Source organism: Pantoea septica (assembly GCF_002095575.1).
GTDB lineage: Bacteria > Pseudomonadota > Gammaproteobacteria > Enterobacterales > Enterobacteriaceae > Pantoea > Pantoea septica.
Window position 1 is genome coordinate 78,860 of the sequence record NZ_MLJJ01000018.1, and the last position, 15,900, is coordinate 94,759.

General features: G+C 63.8%; 16 protein-coding genes. 12 read left to right on the plus strand and 4 right to left on the minus strand.

The annotated features are described in order from the left end of the window. The first annotated feature begins 5 nt into the window (after positions 1-5). Positions 6-872, plus strand: a complete 867-nt coding sequence (gene folD / locus HA46_RS11805; RefSeq protein ID WP_033788854.1) for a bifunctional methylenetetrahydrofolate dehydrogenase/methenyltetrahydrofolate cyclohydrolase FolD — start codon at positions 6-8, stop codon at positions 870-872. Then, positions 872-1,084 (plus strand): ribosome-associated protein YbcJ, encoded by a 213-nt coding sequence (gene ybcJ, locus HA46_RS11810; protein WP_048781499.1) that lies wholly within the window; start codon positions 872-874, stop codon positions 1,082-1,084. Before folD ends, ybcJ begins: the two co-directional genes overlap by 1 nt. 181 nt (positions 1,085-1,265) lie before the next feature. Here the strand turns inward: ybcJ and cysS are convergent, their stop codons facing one another. Continuing rightward, entirely contained in the window at positions 1,266-2,651 is a 1,386-nt protein-coding gene (gene cysS / locus HA46_RS11815; RefSeq protein ID WP_084884422.1) for a cysteine--tRNA ligase, read from the minus strand. Between the two features lie 217 nt (positions 2,652-2,868). Between cysS and ppiB the strand changes: the two genes are divergently transcribed. The 4 genes from ppiB to purK all read left to right on the plus strand — a co-directional run bounded on the left by ppiB (position 2,869) and on the right by purK (position 5,781). Then, entirely contained in the window at positions 2,869-3,363 is a 495-nt protein-coding gene (gene ppiB / locus HA46_RS11820) for a peptidylprolyl isomerase B (protein ID WP_033752889.1), read from the plus strand. After that, entirely contained in the window at positions 3,363-4,079 is a 717-nt protein-coding gene (gene lpxH, locus HA46_RS11825) for a UDP-2,3-diacylglucosamine diphosphatase (RefSeq protein WP_033788852.1), read from the plus strand. The genes ppiB and lpxH overlap by 1 nt, the downstream gene beginning before the upstream one ends. Before the next feature lie 131 nt (positions 4,080-4,210). Next, positions 4,211-4,720 carry a 5-(carboxyamino)imidazole ribonucleotide mutase gene (purE, locus tag HA46_RS11830; RefSeq protein ID WP_033788851.1) on the plus strand — a complete coding sequence of 170 codons (510 nt, stop codon included), beginning with the start codon at positions 4,211-4,213 and terminating at the stop codon, positions 4,718-4,720. After that, positions 4,717-5,781, plus strand: coding sequence for a 5-(carboxyamino)imidazole ribonucleotide synthase (purK, locus tag HA46_RS11835; RefSeq protein WP_033788850.1), 1,065 nt, complete (start codon positions 4,717-4,719; stop codon positions 5,779-5,781). Before purE ends, purK begins: the two co-directional genes overlap by 4 nt. A 193-nt stretch (positions 5,782-5,974) precedes the next feature. Here the strand turns inward: purK and ybbP are convergent, their stop codons facing one another. Both ybbP and ybbA read right to left on the minus strand, forming a co-directional pair. Then, a complete protein-coding gene (ybbP, locus tag HA46_RS11840) occupies positions 5,975-8,392 on the minus strand; it encodes a putative ABC transporter permease subunit YbbP (protein WP_084884424.1) in 2,418 nt (805 codons plus the stop codon). Beyond that, positions 8,389-9,075 (minus strand): putative ABC transporter ATP-binding protein YbbA, encoded by a 687-nt coding sequence (gene ybbA / locus HA46_RS11845; protein WP_033788848.1) that lies wholly within the window; start codon positions 9,073-9,075, stop codon positions 8,389-8,391. Before ybbA ends, ybbP begins: the two co-directional genes overlap by 4 nt. Here ybbA and tesA point away from each other — a divergent pair. The 5 genes from tesA to HA46_RS11870 all read left to right on the plus strand — a co-directional run bounded on the left by tesA (position 9,043) and on the right by HA46_RS11870 (position 12,824). Next, complete coding sequence (tesA, locus tag HA46_RS11850; RefSeq protein ID WP_084884435.1) at positions 9,043-9,669, plus strand: multifunctional acyl-CoA thioesterase I/protease I/lysophospholipase L1; 627 nt, start codon at positions 9,043-9,045, stop codon at positions 9,667-9,669. The two genes, ybbA and tesA, sit on opposite strands and share 33 nt — an antisense overlap. Before the next feature lie 32 nt (positions 9,670-9,701). Further along, positions 9,702-10,475 (plus strand): SDR family oxidoreductase, encoded by a 774-nt coding sequence (locus HA46_RS11855; RefSeq protein WP_033789002.1) that lies wholly within the window; start codon positions 9,702-9,704, stop codon positions 10,473-10,475. Positions 10,476-10,543: 68 nt separating this feature from the next. Continuing rightward, entirely contained in the window at positions 10,544-11,401 is an 858-nt protein-coding gene (locus tag HA46_RS11860) for a co-chaperone YbbN (protein WP_084884426.1), read from the plus strand. A gap of 62 nt (positions 11,402-11,463) precedes the next feature. Next, positions 11,464-12,378: an SPFH domain-containing protein gene (locus tag HA46_RS11865; protein WP_033788846.1), complete on the plus strand. Its 915-nt coding sequence runs from the start codon at positions 11,464-11,466 to the stop codon at positions 12,376-12,378. Further along, positions 12,378-12,824, plus strand: coding sequence for an NfeD family protein (locus HA46_RS11870; RefSeq protein WP_033788845.1), 447 nt, complete (start codon positions 12,378-12,380; stop codon positions 12,822-12,824). The genes HA46_RS11865 and HA46_RS11870 overlap by 1 nt, the downstream gene beginning before the upstream one ends. Here the strand turns inward: HA46_RS11870 and cueR are convergent. After that, positions 12,821-13,231 carry a Cu(I)-responsive transcriptional regulator gene (gene cueR / locus HA46_RS11875; RefSeq protein ID WP_033788844.1) on the minus strand — a complete coding sequence of 137 codons (411 nt, stop codon included), beginning with the start codon at positions 13,229-13,231 and terminating at the stop codon, positions 12,821-12,823. The two genes, HA46_RS11870 and cueR, sit on opposite strands and share 4 nt — an antisense overlap. A 134-nt stretch (positions 13,232-13,365) precedes the next feature. Between cueR and copA the strand changes: the two genes are divergently transcribed. Beyond that, on the plus strand, positions 13,366-15,879 hold the full coding sequence (gene copA / locus HA46_RS11880; RefSeq protein ID WP_084884428.1) for a copper-exporting P-type ATPase CopA: 2,514 nt from the start codon (positions 13,366-13,368) through the stop codon (positions 15,877-15,879). The last annotated feature ends 21 nt before the right edge of the window (positions 15,880-15,900 follow it).

Below are 15,900 nucleotides of genomic sequence, written 5' to 3' on the forward strand. Positions count from 1 at the left end.
CTCTGATGGCAGCAAAAATTATTGACGGTAAAACGATTGCGCAGCAGGTGCGCCTTGAGGTTGCGGAAAAAGTAAAGCAGCGCCTGGCGGCCGGTAAACGCGCGCCGGGTCTCGCAGTCGTGCTGGTGGGCGAAAACCCCGCTTCGCAAATTTATGTCGGCAGCAAACGCCGCGCCTGCGAAGAGGTCGGATTCGTGTCGCGCTCTTACGATCTGCCCGCGGCCACCAGCGAAGCCGAGCTGCTGCAGCTAATTGACGATCTCAATGACGATCGGGAGATTGACGGCATTCTGGTGCAGCTGCCGCTGCCGGCCGGGATCGACAACGTTAAAGTACTGGAACGGATTACGCCCGATAAAGACGTCGACGGCTTCCATCCCTACAACGTCGGCCGTCTCTGCCAGCGCGCGCCGACGCTGCGTCCCTGCACGCCGCGCGGCATCGTGACGCTGCTGGAGCGCTACAATATCGACACCTACGGCCTGAACGCCGTGGTGGTCGGCGCCTCCAATATCGTGGGCCGTCCGATGAGCATGGAGCTGCTGCTGGCGGGCTGCACCACCACCGTTACCCACCGCTTCACCAAAGATCTGCGTCACCACGTCGAGCATGCCGATCTGCTGGTGGTCGCCGTCGGCAAGCCGGGCTTTATTCCCGGCGACTGGATTAAGCCGGGCGCGGTGGTGATCGATGTCGGCATCAACCGGCTGGAAAGCGGCAAAGTGGTCGGCGACGTCGATTTCGACGCGGCCTCGGCGCGCGCTTCGTACATCACGCCGGTGCCGGGCGGCGTAGGTCCCATGACCGTCGCCACGCTGATCGAAAATACGCTGCACGCGTGCGAAACTTATCATGATAAAGAGGAAGCATAATGGCGACTTTTAGCCTGGGTAAACACCCCCATGTCGACCTGTGCGATCTGCTGAAGCTGGAAGGCTGGGTAGAGAGCGGCGCGCAGGCGAAAATCGTTATCGCCGACGGCGAAGTGACCGTTGACGGCGCGGTAGAAACCCGCAAACGCTGCAAAATCGTTGCCGGGCAGACCGTCGCGTTCGCCGGGCAGCGCATCACCGTTACCGCCTGACAGCGGCGACAGCGGGAGCCTGGCGTAAAGGCCAGGCGTCCCGCCTCGCCCTACTCTTCTGCCATACGCGCCTTGCCCTGTCACTTTCTGAACACCGCCCTTGTCCACTCGCGATGCCGCACAACCCCTTCCTGGCACCAGCTGAAGCATAAAAAAGGGCGCCTGAGCGCCCTTTGCGATGTTACTTACGACGCCAGGTAGAGCCCTGCGGCCCGTCCTCCACAATCACGCCCAGCTCGTTCAGCTTGTCGCGCGCGATATCGGCCTGCGCCCAGTTTTTCTCTCTGCGCGCGTCGGCGCGGGCCTGCACCCAGCGCTCGATCTCGGCGACGTCGTCGGCGTTGGCCTGCGCGCCGCTCTGCAGGAACTGCTCGGGATCCTGTTGCAGGATGCCCAGCACGTTGGCGATCTCGCGCAGCTTCGCCGCCAGCGCACTGGCCGAGTCGCCGTTTTCGCCTTTCAGACGATTGACCTCGCGCGCCATATCGAACAGCACCGAGTAAGCTTCCGGCGTGTTGAAGTCGTCATCCATCGCCGCGCGGAAGCGTGCGTCAAACGCTTCGCCGCCCGCCGGCGCGACGCTGCGATCGGTGTGGCGCAGCGCGGTGTAAAGGCGCTCCAGCGCCGCGCGCGCCTGGTTAAGGTTCTCTTCGCCGTAATTAAGCTGGCTGCGGTAGTGGCCCGACATCAGGAAGTAGCGCACCGTTTCGGCGTCGTAGTGCTGCAGCACGTCGCGCACGGTGAAGAAGTTGCCGAGCGATTTCGACATCTTCTCGCGATCCACCATCACCATACCGGAGTGCATCCAGTAGTTAACATAGGGACCGTCATGGGCGCAGGTCGACTGGGCGATCTCGTTTTCATGGTGCGGGAACATCAGATCCGAGCCGCCGCCGTGAATGTCGAAGTGCGCGCCGAGCTGTTTGCAGTTCATTGCCGAGCACTCGATATGCCAGCCGGGACGGCCGTTGCCCCACGGCGAAGGCCAGGCGGGCTCGTCTGCTTTCGACATCTTCCACAGCACGAAGTCCATCGGGTTGCGCTTCGCTTCGGCTACTTCCACGCGCGCACCGGCCTGCAGCTGCTCCAGATCCTGTCGCGACAGCGCGCCGTAATCGGCATCGCTCAACACGTCGAACATCACGTCGCCATTGTCGGCGACATAGGCGTGACCCCGTTCGATCAGACGCTCTACCAGCTCGATAATCTCGGCGATATGGCGCGTGGCGCGCGGCTCCTGATCCGGCGGCAGAATGCCGAGCGCGGCGAAATCGTTGTGCATCTCGCCAATCATGCGGTTGGTGAGGGTTTCGATGCTTTCGCCGTTTTCATTGGCGCGTCGAATGATCTTATCGTCGATATCGGTAATATTGCGCACGTAGTTCAGACGATAGCCGCTGTAGCGCAGGTAGCGGGCAACCACGTCGAACGCCACGAAGGTGCGCCCGTGGCCGATATGACAGAGGTCGTACACCGTGATACCGCACACGTACATGCCGATTTCGCCAGCATGGATAGGTTTGAATTCCTCTTTCTGTCGACTCAGGGTGTTATAAATCTTTAGCATTGAACAGTTCCGTTTAGACGAGTGCGGTAAACACTTTTATCAGGTTATTCAGTTATTGTGCCGTATTTTTCGCGCTTGCGCGACGGCAGCGTGCCGAGAGCGCCGCGGGCGTGCTGACGCGTCATTGGAATTTATGATATAAGAGGCGTCGACAAAAATGGCCAGCGCGCTTTGCGGCGGCCAGACAGCTGACGACAACCTTTACAGGACGAGAATGATGGTTACTTTCCAGACCAACCACGGCGACATCGTAATTAAAACCTTCGACGATAAAGCGCCCGCTACCGTGCAAAACTTCCTCGAATACTGCCGTGAAGGTTTTTACGATAACACCATTTTCCATCGTGTTATCAACGGCTTTATGATCCAGGGCGGCGGTTTTGAGCCAGGCATGAAGCAGAAAGAGACCAAAGCTGAAATTCGCAACGAAGCGAACAACGGCCTGAAAAACACCCGCGGCACGCTGGCGATGGCGCGCACCTCCGCTCCGCATTCTGCTACCGCGCAGTTCTTTATCAACGTCGCCGACAACGACTTCCTGAACTTCCGTGACGAGAGCCTGCAGGGCTGGGGTTATTGCGTATTCGCAGAAGTAGTGGAAGGCATGGACGTGGTCGACAAAATCAAAGCGGTTTCTACCGGCCGCAGCGGCATGCACCAGGACGTACCGAAAGATGACGTCGTCATCCAGAAAGTTACCGTCAGCGAGTAATGTCGCGCACCCTGTTTATCGCAGATTTGCATCTGTGTCAGGAAGAACCGGCGATCACCGCCGGTTTTCTGCGTTTTCTGGCGCGTGAAGCGCCGCGCTGCGACGCGCTCTATATCCTTGGCGATCTGTTTGAAGCCTGGATCGGCGATGACGATCCCAACCCGCTGCACCAGCAGGTGGCCGATGCGCTGCGCGCGCTGCCGGTTCCGGTCTACTTTATTCACGGCAACCGCGATTTCCTGCTCGGCAAGGCTTACGGCCGCGCCAGCGGCATGACGCTGCTGCCGGAAGAGCAGGTGCTGATCTGCTACGGCCATCGCGTGCTGATCCTGCACGGCGATACGCTCTGCACCGACGACGCGGGCTATCAGCGCTTTCGCGCCAAAGTGCATCAGCGCTGGCTGCAACGCCTTTTTCTCGCCCTGCCGCTGTTTATTCGCCAGCGCATCGCCGCGCGCATGCGCGACGGCAGCAAACAGGCGAACCAGCATAAGTCGCTCACCATTATGGACGTCAACGCCAACGCGGTTGAGTCGGCGATGGTGCGTCAGCAGACGCGCCTGATGATCCACGGCCACACCCACCGTCCGGCGATCCACCGCTTCACGTTACAGGGAGAGCCCGCCGAGCGCGCAGTTTTAGGCGCATGGCATGAGCGCGGCTCGATGATCCAGCTGGATGCCAGCGGCGTCAGCCTTATCGAGTTCGACTTTTAAAACGGCGCTCAACGTGCCGGAAAGGCGGCGACGCAACCGTTTTCCTTCCGCCTTTCTCATGCTATTCTCTGTGCCCTTCTTTACCTGCCCGACCGGCCAGGTTCGTTTGTTTATTCACAGGAGTTGACCGCATGTCATCCAACGCCGCCCCGGCCCGCATTGCCATTGTAATGGGCTCCAGAAGTGACTGGTCCACCATGCAGTTCGCTGCGGAAATCCTCACCAGCCTGGACGTGCCCTTCCACGTTGAAGTGGTCTCCGCGCACCGCACGCCGGACAAGCTGTTCAGCTTCGCCGAAACCGCCGCGGACAGCGGCTATCAGGTGATTATCGCGGGCGCGGGCGGCGCGGCGCATCTGCCGGGCATGCTGGCGGCGAAAACCCTGGTGCCGGTGCTGGGCGTGCCGGTGCAGAGCGCAGCGCTGAGCGGTGTCGACAGCCTCTACTCTATCGTGCAGATGCCGCGCGGCATTCCGGTCGGCACCCTGGCGATCGGCAAAGCGGGCGCGGCCAACGCCGCGCTGCTGGCGGCGCAGATCCTGGCGATCCACGACGCGGCGCTGGCCGCGCGCCTTGGCGCCTGGCGCCAGGCGCAAACCGACGAGGTGCTGAATAACCCGGATCCGCGGGAGGACGCATGAAGCCGGTTTGCGTACTGGGCAACGGCCAGCTGGGCCGTATGCTGCGCCAGGCGGGCGAGCCGCTGGGCATCGCCGTGTACCCGGTTGGCCTCGACGCCGAACCGAACGCCCTGCCGATTGCGCAGAGCGTGATCACCGCCGAAATCGAGCGCTGGCCGGAGACCGCGCTGACGCGCGAGCTGGCCGTCCATCCCGCCTTTGTGAATCGCGATATTTTTCCGCGTCTGGCAGATCGCCTGACGCAGAAGCAGCTACTCGATCAGCTGCATCTCGCCACCGCGCCCTGGCAGCTGCTGGCCGATAAAAGCGAATGGCCGCAGGTGTTTGCCTCGCTGGGCGAGCTGGCCATCGTTAAGCGCCGCACCGGCGGCTATGACGGCCGCGGCCAGTGGCGGCTGCGTGCGGAGGAAACCGACGCGCTGCCGGATGAGTGCTACGGCGAGTGCATCGTTGAACAGGGCATTAATTTCTCCGGCGAGGTGTCGCTGGTGGGGGCGCGCGGTCGGGATGGCCGCACCGTGTTCTACCCTTTGACGCACAACCTGCATCAGGAGGGCATTCTGCGCACCAGCGTCGCCTTCCCCCAGGCGGACGCCGCGCAGCAGACGCAGGCGGAAGCGATGCTCGGCGCCATTATGCAGGAGCTGAACTATGTCGGCGTGATGGCGATGGAGTGCTTCGTTACGCCGGAAGGTCTGCTGATCAACGAGCTGGCGCCGCGCGTGCACAACAGCGGACACTGGACGCAGAACGGCGCCTCCATCAGCCAGTTCGAGCTGCATCTGCGCGCCGTACTGGGCCTGGCGCTGCCGCAGCCGGTGGTGTTCGCGCCGTCGGTGATGGTCAATCTGATCGGCACCGCGCTGAACAGCGACTGGCTGCAGCAGCCGCTGGTGCATCTGCACTGGTATGACAAAGAGGTGCGCCCGGGCCGCAAGGTCGGGCATCTCAACCTGACCGACAGCGATAGCGCGCGGCTGACCGCGGCGCTAGCGGCGCTGGTGCCGATGCTGCCGCCGGAGTACGCCAGCGGCATCGCCTGGGCCGCAGCGAAGTTCTGATTAGCCAGTATATCCCACGAGGTTTATTAATAAAGTGCCAGCGCGGGTAACATGGCCCGATCGCAAAGACGCAAAAAGCGGCATCCTTGCCAGCTCGGCCCACGCCATCCCTGGCGTGGGACGCTTTGCTCTTCGGTCCATGTTACCCGCTTGCGGGCTTTAATTGCGGCCTGAAGTAAGCAAGAGCCGATGATCAGAATCCCTCCGCGCGCCGGAACAGCGCCTTGCCGCGCAGCAGCCGCACGCCCAGCCAGCCGCCGCACAGCGAAAGCAGCAGCGCGCCGCCCAGCGGCAGCGCCAGCCACAGCGTCCAGTCGGGCTGCCACGGGAAGTCGAAGATTTTGCGCTGCAGCGCCCAGAGCGCCGCTTCCGCTCCCAGCGCCGCCGCCACGCCGGAGACCACGCCGAGCAGCGCGAACTCGCACCACAGCGTCGCGCGCAGCAATCTCTTGCTGGCGCCCAGCGTGCGGCAGACCACCAGCTCCTGGCGGCGCTGATGCATCCCGACCTGAATTTGCGCCAGCAGCAGCAGCACGCCGCAGAAGGTCACCAGCACCACCATAATCTCCAGCGCCTGGCTCACCTGCGTCAGTACCAGGCCGATCTGCCGCATAATGCTGCCGATATCGAGCAGGCTCAGCGTCGGAAAGGCGCGGTTCAGCTGCGCCAGCAGCGCCGGATCGCTATCCAGCCTGAAGCTGGTCAGCCAGGTTTGCGGCTGCGCATCCAGCGCGCCGGGCGGAAAGATAAAGAAGAAGTTCGGCCGCAGGCTCTCCCAGTCCACCTTGCGCAGGCTGGTAATTTTTGCGCTAAAGGTCTGGGTATCGCCGGTAAAGGTCAGCGTATCGCCCAGCTTCACCCCCAGGCGGCCGGCGAGTTCCGCCTCCATCGACACTTCGCCCGGCTGCGGCGGCCAGCGACCCGCCGTCAGCGGATTGTGATCGGGCCGCTCGCGCATCCAGGTCAGATTCAGTTCGCGGTTCAGGGCGTTATCCAGCTTCGGATCGGCCTCTTTGCCGTTCAGATCGGTCAGACGCGCTCGCGCCACGGGATAGAAGGCTTCCGGCTTCACCTTATGCGATGCGAGGAAAGCACGCACCTGCGGCACCTGATCCTGGGTCATATTGAGCAGGAAATAGTTTGGGCTGTCCGGCGGCAGCTGCTGCTGCCAGCGGTCCAGCAGATCGCCGCGCATTACCAGCAGCAGCGCCAGCAGCATAAAAGAGAGCGAAAACGCCGCCAGCTGGCTCAGCGTCATGCCCGGCTGACGCAGCAGACGGTTAATCGCCAGCCGCAGCGCGAGGCTGCGCACCACCAGCCGCCGCAGCAGCAACAGCGTGCCCCAGCCCAGCAGCGCCAGCACGCCGGCCAGCGCCGCCACGCCCGCCAGCAGCGCCCACAGCATCTTGCTGCCGCCCACCAGCAGCGCCAGCAGCGCAATCACCACCACGCCCATCGCCGGGATATAGCGCTTCAGCGGCCAGATATCGGCCACCGCGTCGCGACGCAGCACGCGCAGCGGCTGGGTCGCCAGCAGCAGTCGATAGGGGCGCAGACCCACCAGCAGCGAGATCGCGAACAGCGAGCCGATCGCCCAGAGCCACGGCCAGCCGCTGGCGGGCGGCAGGGTCGCGGGCAGCACCGGCTTCAGCATCTGCATCAGCAGCGCCTCGACGCCCATCCCAAGCGCCCCGCCGCACGCCGCCGCCAATAGCAGCACCGCCAGCCACTGGCCGACGATAAGCCGACGCAGCGCGTCCCGCGTCGCCCCCAGCGTTTTCAGCACCGCGACCAGATCGTAGCGGCTGCGGCAGTAGTGGCTCATCGCCACCGCGACGGCGGCGATGGCCAGCATCAGGGTCAGCAAGGCGGAGAGCAGCAGAAACTGCTGGGCGCGCTGCATTGAGCGCCCCAGCGCGTCTTCGGAATTCTCAACGCTGATCCAGCGCTGATCCGCCTTCAGCTGCGGCTGGATCCAGCGATCGTAGCGCGCCAGCTGCTGCGGCTCGCCGGCGAACTTATAACGCCAGGTCAGGCGGCTGCCCGGCTGAATCGCGCCGGTCTTCTGCGCATCTTCAAGGTTGATTAGCAGGCGCGGCGCCATCTGAAAGGGATTAAAGCCGCCGTCCGGCTCCTGAATCACCTCGCCCACGATGCGCAGGCTGGCGTCGCCGACATCCAGCCTGTCGCCCACCTTGAGGTTAAGCAGCGCCATTAGCCGCGGCGCAGCCAGCGCCGTGCCGGGCGTGGGTTTCAGGCCCGCCGGGTCGGTCTGCAGCTCGCCGAACATCGGATAGCGGTTATCGACCGCCTTGACCGCCGCCAGCTGCGGCGTCTCGCCGGCGAAGGTCATGGTCATAAAGCTAAGCTGCCCGCTGACGCTTAGCCCCTCTTCCCGCGCCTTCGCCAGCCAGGCGTCCGGCACCGCCGCGCTGCTGCGCAGCGTGCGGTCGCCCGCCATAAAGTCGCGGCTCTGCTGGCTGAGTCCTTTCTCCATGCGGTCGCCGATGGCGCCCAGCGCCAGCACGCAGGCCACCGACAGCGTCAGCGCCATCCAGACAATCAGCAGCGAGGGCGAGCGCCACTCGCGCCAGAACCAGCGCCAGATCATCGCTCCTCCCACACTTTGCCGTCGCGCAGCCTCAGGCGGCGGTCACAGCGCGCCGCCAGCTGTTCGTCATGCGTCACCAGAATCAGCGTGGTGGCGTAGTCGCGGTTGAGCGAGAAAAGCAGATCGGCGATGCGGTCGCCGGTTTTCCGGTCCAGATTGCCGGTAGGCTCATCGGCGAACAGCAGGCCGGGCTGCCCGTTAAAGGCACGCGCCAGCGCCACGCGCTGCTGTTCGCCGCCGGAGAGCTGCGCGGGCAGATGCGTCAGGCGCTCGCCCAATCCCAGTTGGGTTAACAGCTCGCGCGCCTGCTCGCGGCTCCGGCGGTCGCTCTCGCCGCGCAGCAGCGCAGGCAGCTGCACGTTCTCCAGCGCGTTCAGCGTCGGCACCAGCATAAAGGACTGAAAAACAAAGCCGACCTGCGTCGCCCGCAGCGCGGCGCGCTGCTCTTCGTCGAGCAGGTGCAGAGGCTGTCCCAGCAGCCTGACCTCACCGCTGCTGCCGTCGTCGAGGCCCGCCAGAATGCCCAGCAGCGTCGATTTGCCGGATCCGGACTCGCCGATCAGCGCGATGGTTTCGGCCCGTTTGACAATGAAGTCAACTCCGGTAAGGATGGACAACTGGTGTTCCCCCTGACCGACGGACTTTGTAAGATGATGAACTTCAAGAATGTTTTCCGCTGGCATTACTCTTTCCTGTTTTTCGTTCTTCTGCTGGCATCGCATCTGGCCGCTGCGAACACCCTGTTAGTGTTAGGCGACAGCCTGAGCGCCGGCTATCGCATGTCGGCCAGCGCCGCCTGGCCGAGCCTGCTGAACGGCAGCTGGCAGCAGCAGCCCAAAGTGGTCAACGCCAGCATCAGCGGCGACACCGCTGCGCAGGGACTGGCGCGCTTGCCGGCGCTATTAAAACAGCATCAGCCGCAGTGGGTGTTAATCGAACTGGGCGGTAACGACGGCCTGCGCGGCTTTCCGCCGCAGGCTATCGAGCGGGATCTGCGTAAAATCATCGACGACGTAAAGGCGGCGAACGCCGAGCCGCTGCTGATGCAGGTGCGTCTGCCCGCCAATTACGGGCGGCGTTATACGGAAGCGTTCAGCGGGATCTATCCCAGACTGGCACAGCAGTACAACATTCCTCTGGTGCCCTTTTTCATGGAGCAGGTCTACCTGAAACCTGAATGGATGCAGCAGGACGGCATCCACCCGAACCCCGATGCGCAGCCCTTTATCGCCGAGCTGATGGCGAAAGAACTGGCCCCTTTAGTTAAGCATGAGTAACCTGCGGCGACGCGCTTTTTATGGGTAAAGATATGCAAAAAACCGTTGTAATTACCGGCTGTTCCAGCGGTATCGGTCTGGTGGCGGCGCAGGATCTGCTGGCGCGCGGCTACCGCGTGATCGCCGCCTGCCGCAAGCCCGAGGATGTCGAGCGAATGCGCGCGCAGGGCTTTGTCGCCGTCGCCCTCGATCTTGACGACGCGGCGAGCATCGATCGCGCCGCCGATGAAATTCTGACGCTGACGGCGCATCGTCTGTTCGCGCTGTTCAACAACGGCGGCTTCGGCCTGTACGGCCCGCTGCGCACGCTGTCGCGCCAGCAGCTGGAGCAGCAGTTCTCTACCAACTTCTTCGGCGCTCATCAGCTGACAATGCGGCTGCTGCCCGCGCTGGAAGCGCACGGCGACGCGCGCATCGTCAATACCAGCTCCGTGCTCGGGTTGATCTCCACGCCGGGCCGCGGTGCCTACGCCGCCAGCAAATACGCGCTCGAGGCCTGGAGCGACGCGCTGCGTCTTGAGCTGCGCCGCAGCGGCGTGCGCGTCAGCCTGATCGAGCCGGGGCCTATTCACACCCGCTTCACCGACAACGTGACCCAGGGCGAGCCGGACCAGCCGGTGCGCAACCCCGGCATCGCCGCGCGCTTTACCCTGCCGCCGGAGGCGATCCTGCCGAAGCTGCGGCACGCGCTGGAGAGCCCCCGTCCGCGCCTGCGCTATCCGGTGACCCTGGTCGCACATGCGATGAGCATCCTGAAAAGAGTGCTGCCGGGCTGGATGCTGGATCGCATTTTAAGCAGCCGCTGAGAATTCATCTTGAAGCGGGCCTGTCCGGCCCCATATTCTTTAAACACTTTCTGCCAAGAGACTTAGTCATGTCACCACAAGCTTCGATTATCGACGTTAACGAATCCAACCTGCATCAGACGCTGGAACAGTCCATGCAGATCCCGGTGCTGTTCTATTTCTGGTCGGATCGCAGCCAACATTGTCAGCAGCTGACCCCGCTGCTGGAGCGTCTGGCGCAGGAGTACGCCGGCCAGTTTATTCTGGCGAAGCTCGACTGCGACAAAGAGCAAATGGTGGCGTCGCAGTTCGGCCTGCGCTCAATCCCGACGGTCTATCTGTTCCAGAACGGCCAGCCGGTCGACGGTTTCCAGGGGCCGCAGCCTGAAAAGGCGGTGCGCGCGCTGCTGGAAAAAGTGCTGCCGCGCGAAGAGGAGCTGAAAGCGCAGCAGGCGCTGGCGCTGATGGAAGAAGGCAAACTGCTGGAGGCGCTGCCGCTGCTGAAAGAGGCCTGGCAGCTCAGCCGCCAGGCGAGCGAAATCGGCTTTTTGCTGGCGGAGGTCTTGATCGGCCTGAACCGCAGCGACGAAGCGGAAGAGGTGCTGGCGAAGGTGCCGCTGCAGGATCAGGATACCCGCTATCAGAGCCTGATGGCGCAGATCGATCTGCTAAAGCAGGCGGCCGATACGCCGGAAATCCAGCAGCTGCAGGCGCAGCTGGAGAGCGATCCCGCCAATGCCGAGCTGGCTGCCAAGCTCTCGTTACAGCTGCATCAGGTAGGCCGTAACGAAGAGGCGCTGGAGCTGCTGTTCGGCTTCCTGAAGCGCGATATGAACGCGGCGGACGGCCAGGTGCGCAAAATGCTGCAGGAGATCCTCGCGGCGCTCGGCACCGGCGACGCGCTCGCGGCCCGCTACCGTCGCCAGCTCTACTCGCTGCTCTACTAAACCGGCGGCGCGACATCCGGGCCGAAGCGACTCGGCCCGTACATTAACAATTGGGAGGTTATATGTTAACAGTCATTCCTGCGCTGATTGTGCTGGCGCTGGTCACGGTATGGGCGGGCGTCAAGATCGTGCCGCAGGGCTATCAGTGGACCGTCGAGCGCTTCGGCCGCTACACCCGCACGCTGCAGCCCGGGCTGAGTCTGGTCGTGCCCTTTATGGATCGTATTGGCCGCAAGATCAATATGATGGAGCGGGTGCTCGATATTCCCTCGCAGGAGGTCATCTCCAAAGACAACGCCAACGTCACCATCGACGCCGTCTGTTTTATTCAGGCGGTGGATCCGGCGCGCGCCGCCTACGAGGTCAGCAATCTCGAACTGGCGATCATCAACCTCACCATGACCAACATCCGCACCGTGCTCGGCGGCATGGAGCTGGATGAAATGCTGTCGCAGCGCGATAACATCAACACCCGATTGCTGCACATCGTCGACGAGGCGACCAATCCCTGGGGCGTGAAAATCACCCGCATCGAAATCCGCGACGTGCGTCCGCCGCAGGAGCTGATCGCCGCCATGAACGCGCAGATGAAGGCGGAGCGCACCAAGCGCGCCGACATCCTTGCGGCGGAAGGCGTGCGCCAGGCGGCGATTCTGCGCGCCGAGGGCGACAAGCAGTCGCGCATTCTGAAGGCTGAAGGCGAGCGCACCTCGGCATTCCTGCAGGCGGAAGCGCGCGAACGCCAGGCGGAAGCCGAAGCGCGCGCCACGAAAATGGTCTCCGAAGCGATCGCGGCGGGCGACATTCAGGCGGTGAACTACTTCGTGGCGCAGAAATATACCGACGCGCTGCAGAAAATTGGCGAAGCCAGCAACAGCAAAGTGGTGATGATGCCGCTGGACGCCAGCAGCCTGCTCGGCTCGGTAGCGGGCATCAGCGAGCTGCTTAAAGGCGCCTCTTCAGAGTCGAAACGCTGATGTTGATGGAAATCATCGCCCATCCGCACTGGTTCTGGCTGACCCTCGGCGGACTGCTGCTGGCGGCGGAGATGCTCGGCACCAGCGGCTATCTGCTGTGGAGCGGCATCGCGGCGGTGCTGGTGGGGATCGTGGAATGGCTGGCGCCCTTCAGCTGGACAGCGCAGGGCTCGCTGTTCGCCCTGCTGACGCTGGTCTGCGTTTATCTCTGGTATCGCTGGATGCGCCATCGCGAGCGCCATCAGCAGCCCAACGCCCTTAACCAGCGCGGCAATCAGCTGATCGGCACCCTTCTGACGCTGGATGCGCCGCTGGTCAACGGCATCGGCCACGTGCGGCTAGGGGACAGCAGCTGGCGCGTGCAGGCCGATCGGGATCTGCCGGCAGGGGCGCAGGTCGTCGTGACGGGCGTCGAGGGCATAACGCTGCACATTACGCCGCGCTAATCGGGCTGGCTATGGCCGCAGCATCCCGCCAGATTATTGATAATCGGGCACTCCGCGCCTTCGTCGCCCGGACAGGCGTCGGCCAGCGCCAGCAGCCGCATGCGCATCGCCTGCAGCTCTTCGATATGGGCGGCGATCTCCGCCGCTTTCTGCAGGGTGCGCGCTTTGACGTCGGCGCTGTGTCGCGTCGGATCGTTGAACAGCGTCACCAGCTCGCGGCACTCGTCGAGGGTAAAACCCACCTGGCGCGCCTGGCGCAGCAGATTAAGCTCATCGAGGTGATGCGCGCTGTAGCGACGATAGCCATTGTCGCTGCGCAACGGCGGCGTCACCACGCCCTTCTCTTCGTAGAAACGGATCGCCTTGCTGGTCAACCCGGTTTTTTTCGCTACATCGCTGATATTCACCCTGCTCCTCCTTAAAAATCGAGCGCGGCCAGTCTGGTAAAAATAGTTTGACCTTCCCCTTGATGGAAGGTTTAGCCTGTATCACGAGTGATAAAAAGCTCACATTGTTAACGGCGACAAAACAGGAGCACGCTATGTCTCATACTATCTCGCTGGCGCTGGAAGGCCTTTCCTGCGGCCACTGCGTCAAACGCGTTAAAGAAGCGCTCGAACAGCGCGACGATGTCGAACAGGCCAGCGTCACGCAGCAGGAGGCGCAGGTTGTCGGCAGCGCCGACGCCGCCGCGCTAATCGCAACGGTGGAAGAAGCGGGCTATCACGCCACGCTCAGCGGCGACAGCCACCCAAAGCCTGAGCCGTTGACAGCTTCAGAGCCGCCGCCGGAGGCGCTGACAACGGTGGCGGAAACCCAACCGGCACAGGAGCATGAAAATGCGCAGTTTCTGCTTATCGAAGGCATGAGCTGCGCCAGCTGCGTCAGCCGGGTAGAGAAGGCGCTGGAAAAAGTGCCTGGCGTGACCCAGGCGCGCGTCAACCTTGGCGAACGCAGCGCGCTGGTGATGGGCGACGCCTCTGCGCAGCAGCTGGTCGAGGCGGTCGACGCGGCGGGCTACCACGCTCAGCCGGTGCAGGATGAACAGGAGCGGCGCGACAGGCAGCAGAGCAGCGCGCGCAAAGCGATGCGCCGCTTTAGCTGGCAGGCGGCGCTGGCGCTGGCGTTCGGCGCGCCCCTGATGATCTGGGGCATGCTCGGCGACAATATGATGCTCAGCGACGCCAACCGCACGCTCTGGCTCGCTATCGGCACCGTCACGCTGCTGATTATGGTTGTCGCCGGCGGCCACTTCTACCGCAGCGCGTGGCGCAGCCTGCGCAACGGCAGCGCCACTATGGACACGCTGGTGGCGCTCGGCACCGCTGCCGCCTGGATCTACTCCATCAGCGTCGCCCTCTGGCCCGACTTTTTTCCCGTTCAGGCGCGGCATCTCTATTTTGAAGCCAGCGTGATGATTATTGGCCTGATCAATCTCGGCCACGCGCTGGAGCAGCGCGCGCGCCAGCGCTCCTCTAAGGCGCTTGAGCGGCTGCTCGATTTGACGCCCGCGCAGGCGCGCCTCGTCAGCGAGCAGGGCGAAATGCTGGTGCCGCTCAGCGCGGTGCAGCCGGGCATGACGCTGCGCCTGACCACGGGCGATCGCGTGCCGGTGGACGGCGACATTACCGACGGCGAAGCCTGGCTTGATGAGGCGATGCTGACCGGCGAAGCGGTGCCGCAGGGCAAACGCGCCGGCGATAAGGTCTACGCCGGGACGCTGGTGCAGGACGGCGCGGTGCGCTTCGTGGCGCGCGCCACCGGCCAGCACACCGCGCTGTCGCGCATTATTCATCTGGTGCGCCAGGCGCAGAGCAGCAAACCGGACGTGGGTCGCCTCGCCGACCGCATCTCGGCGGTTTTCGTGCCGGTGGTGGTCGCCATCGCCCTGATTAGCGCCGCCATCTGGTATCTGTTCGGTCCGCAGCCGCAGATCGCCTACACGCTGGTGATCGCCACCACGGTTTTGATTATCGCCTGCCCCTGCGCGCTAGGTCTCGCGACGCCGATGTCGATTATTGCGGGGGTCGGGCGCGCCGCCGAGCTGGGCGTGCTGGTGCGCGACGCCGACGCGCTGCAGCGCGCCAGCCGCATTGATACGCTGGTATTTGATAAAACCGGCACGCTGACGGCCGGCACGCCGCAGCTCGACGAGGTGGTGACGTGGTACGGCTGGTCGCGCGAGGCGGTGGTGCAGACCGCCGCCGCGCTGGAGCAAAACGCCAGCCACCCGCTGGCGCAGGCGATTACCGCGGCAGCGATTGCTATGAACACGGGCGAAATAGCGCAATTTCGTACAATACGCGGCAAAGGCGTCAGCGGCATACTCGACGGCAAGCCGCTGCTGCTGGGCAATGCGGCGCTGATGCAGGATAACGCTGTCGCCCTGCAGCAGGCGCAGCCGGATATCGAGCGGCTGTCGCGTCAGGGCGCGACGCCGGTGCTGCTGGCGCAGGACGGCGAGCTTGTCGGCCTGATTGCGCTGCGCGACCAGCTACGTCCCGAGAGCAAAGCGGCGCTGGCGCGGCTGCATCAGGCGGGTTACCGCCTGATGATGCTGACCGGCGATCGGGAAGAGACCGCGCGCGCCATTGCGCAGGAGGCGGGCATCGACGAGGTGATCGCCGGCGTGCTGCCGGAAGCAAAGGCGCAGACTATCGCCGCGCTGCAGCAGCAGGGCCGCCGCGTCGCCATGATCGGCGACGGCATCAACGACGCCCCGGCGCTGGCGCAGGCGGACGTCGGCATCGCCATGGGCGGCGGCAGCGACGTGGCGGTGGAAACCGCGCCCATTACCCTGATGCGCGCCGATCTTAACAGCGTCGCCGACGCGCTGGCGCTCTCCAGCGCGACGCTGCGTAATATTCGTCAGAATTTGCTGGGCGCCTTTATCTACAACAGCCTGGGCATTCCGCTGGCGGCGGGCGTGCTCTATCCACTGACCGGCGCGCTGCTCAGCCCGGTAGTAGCGGGCGCGGCGATGGCGCTGTCGTCGATTACCGTGGTCGGCAACGCCAACCGGCTGCTGCGCTTTCGCCCGACGACGCGGCAATAGCCGCTAATGCCCTGTTTTTCA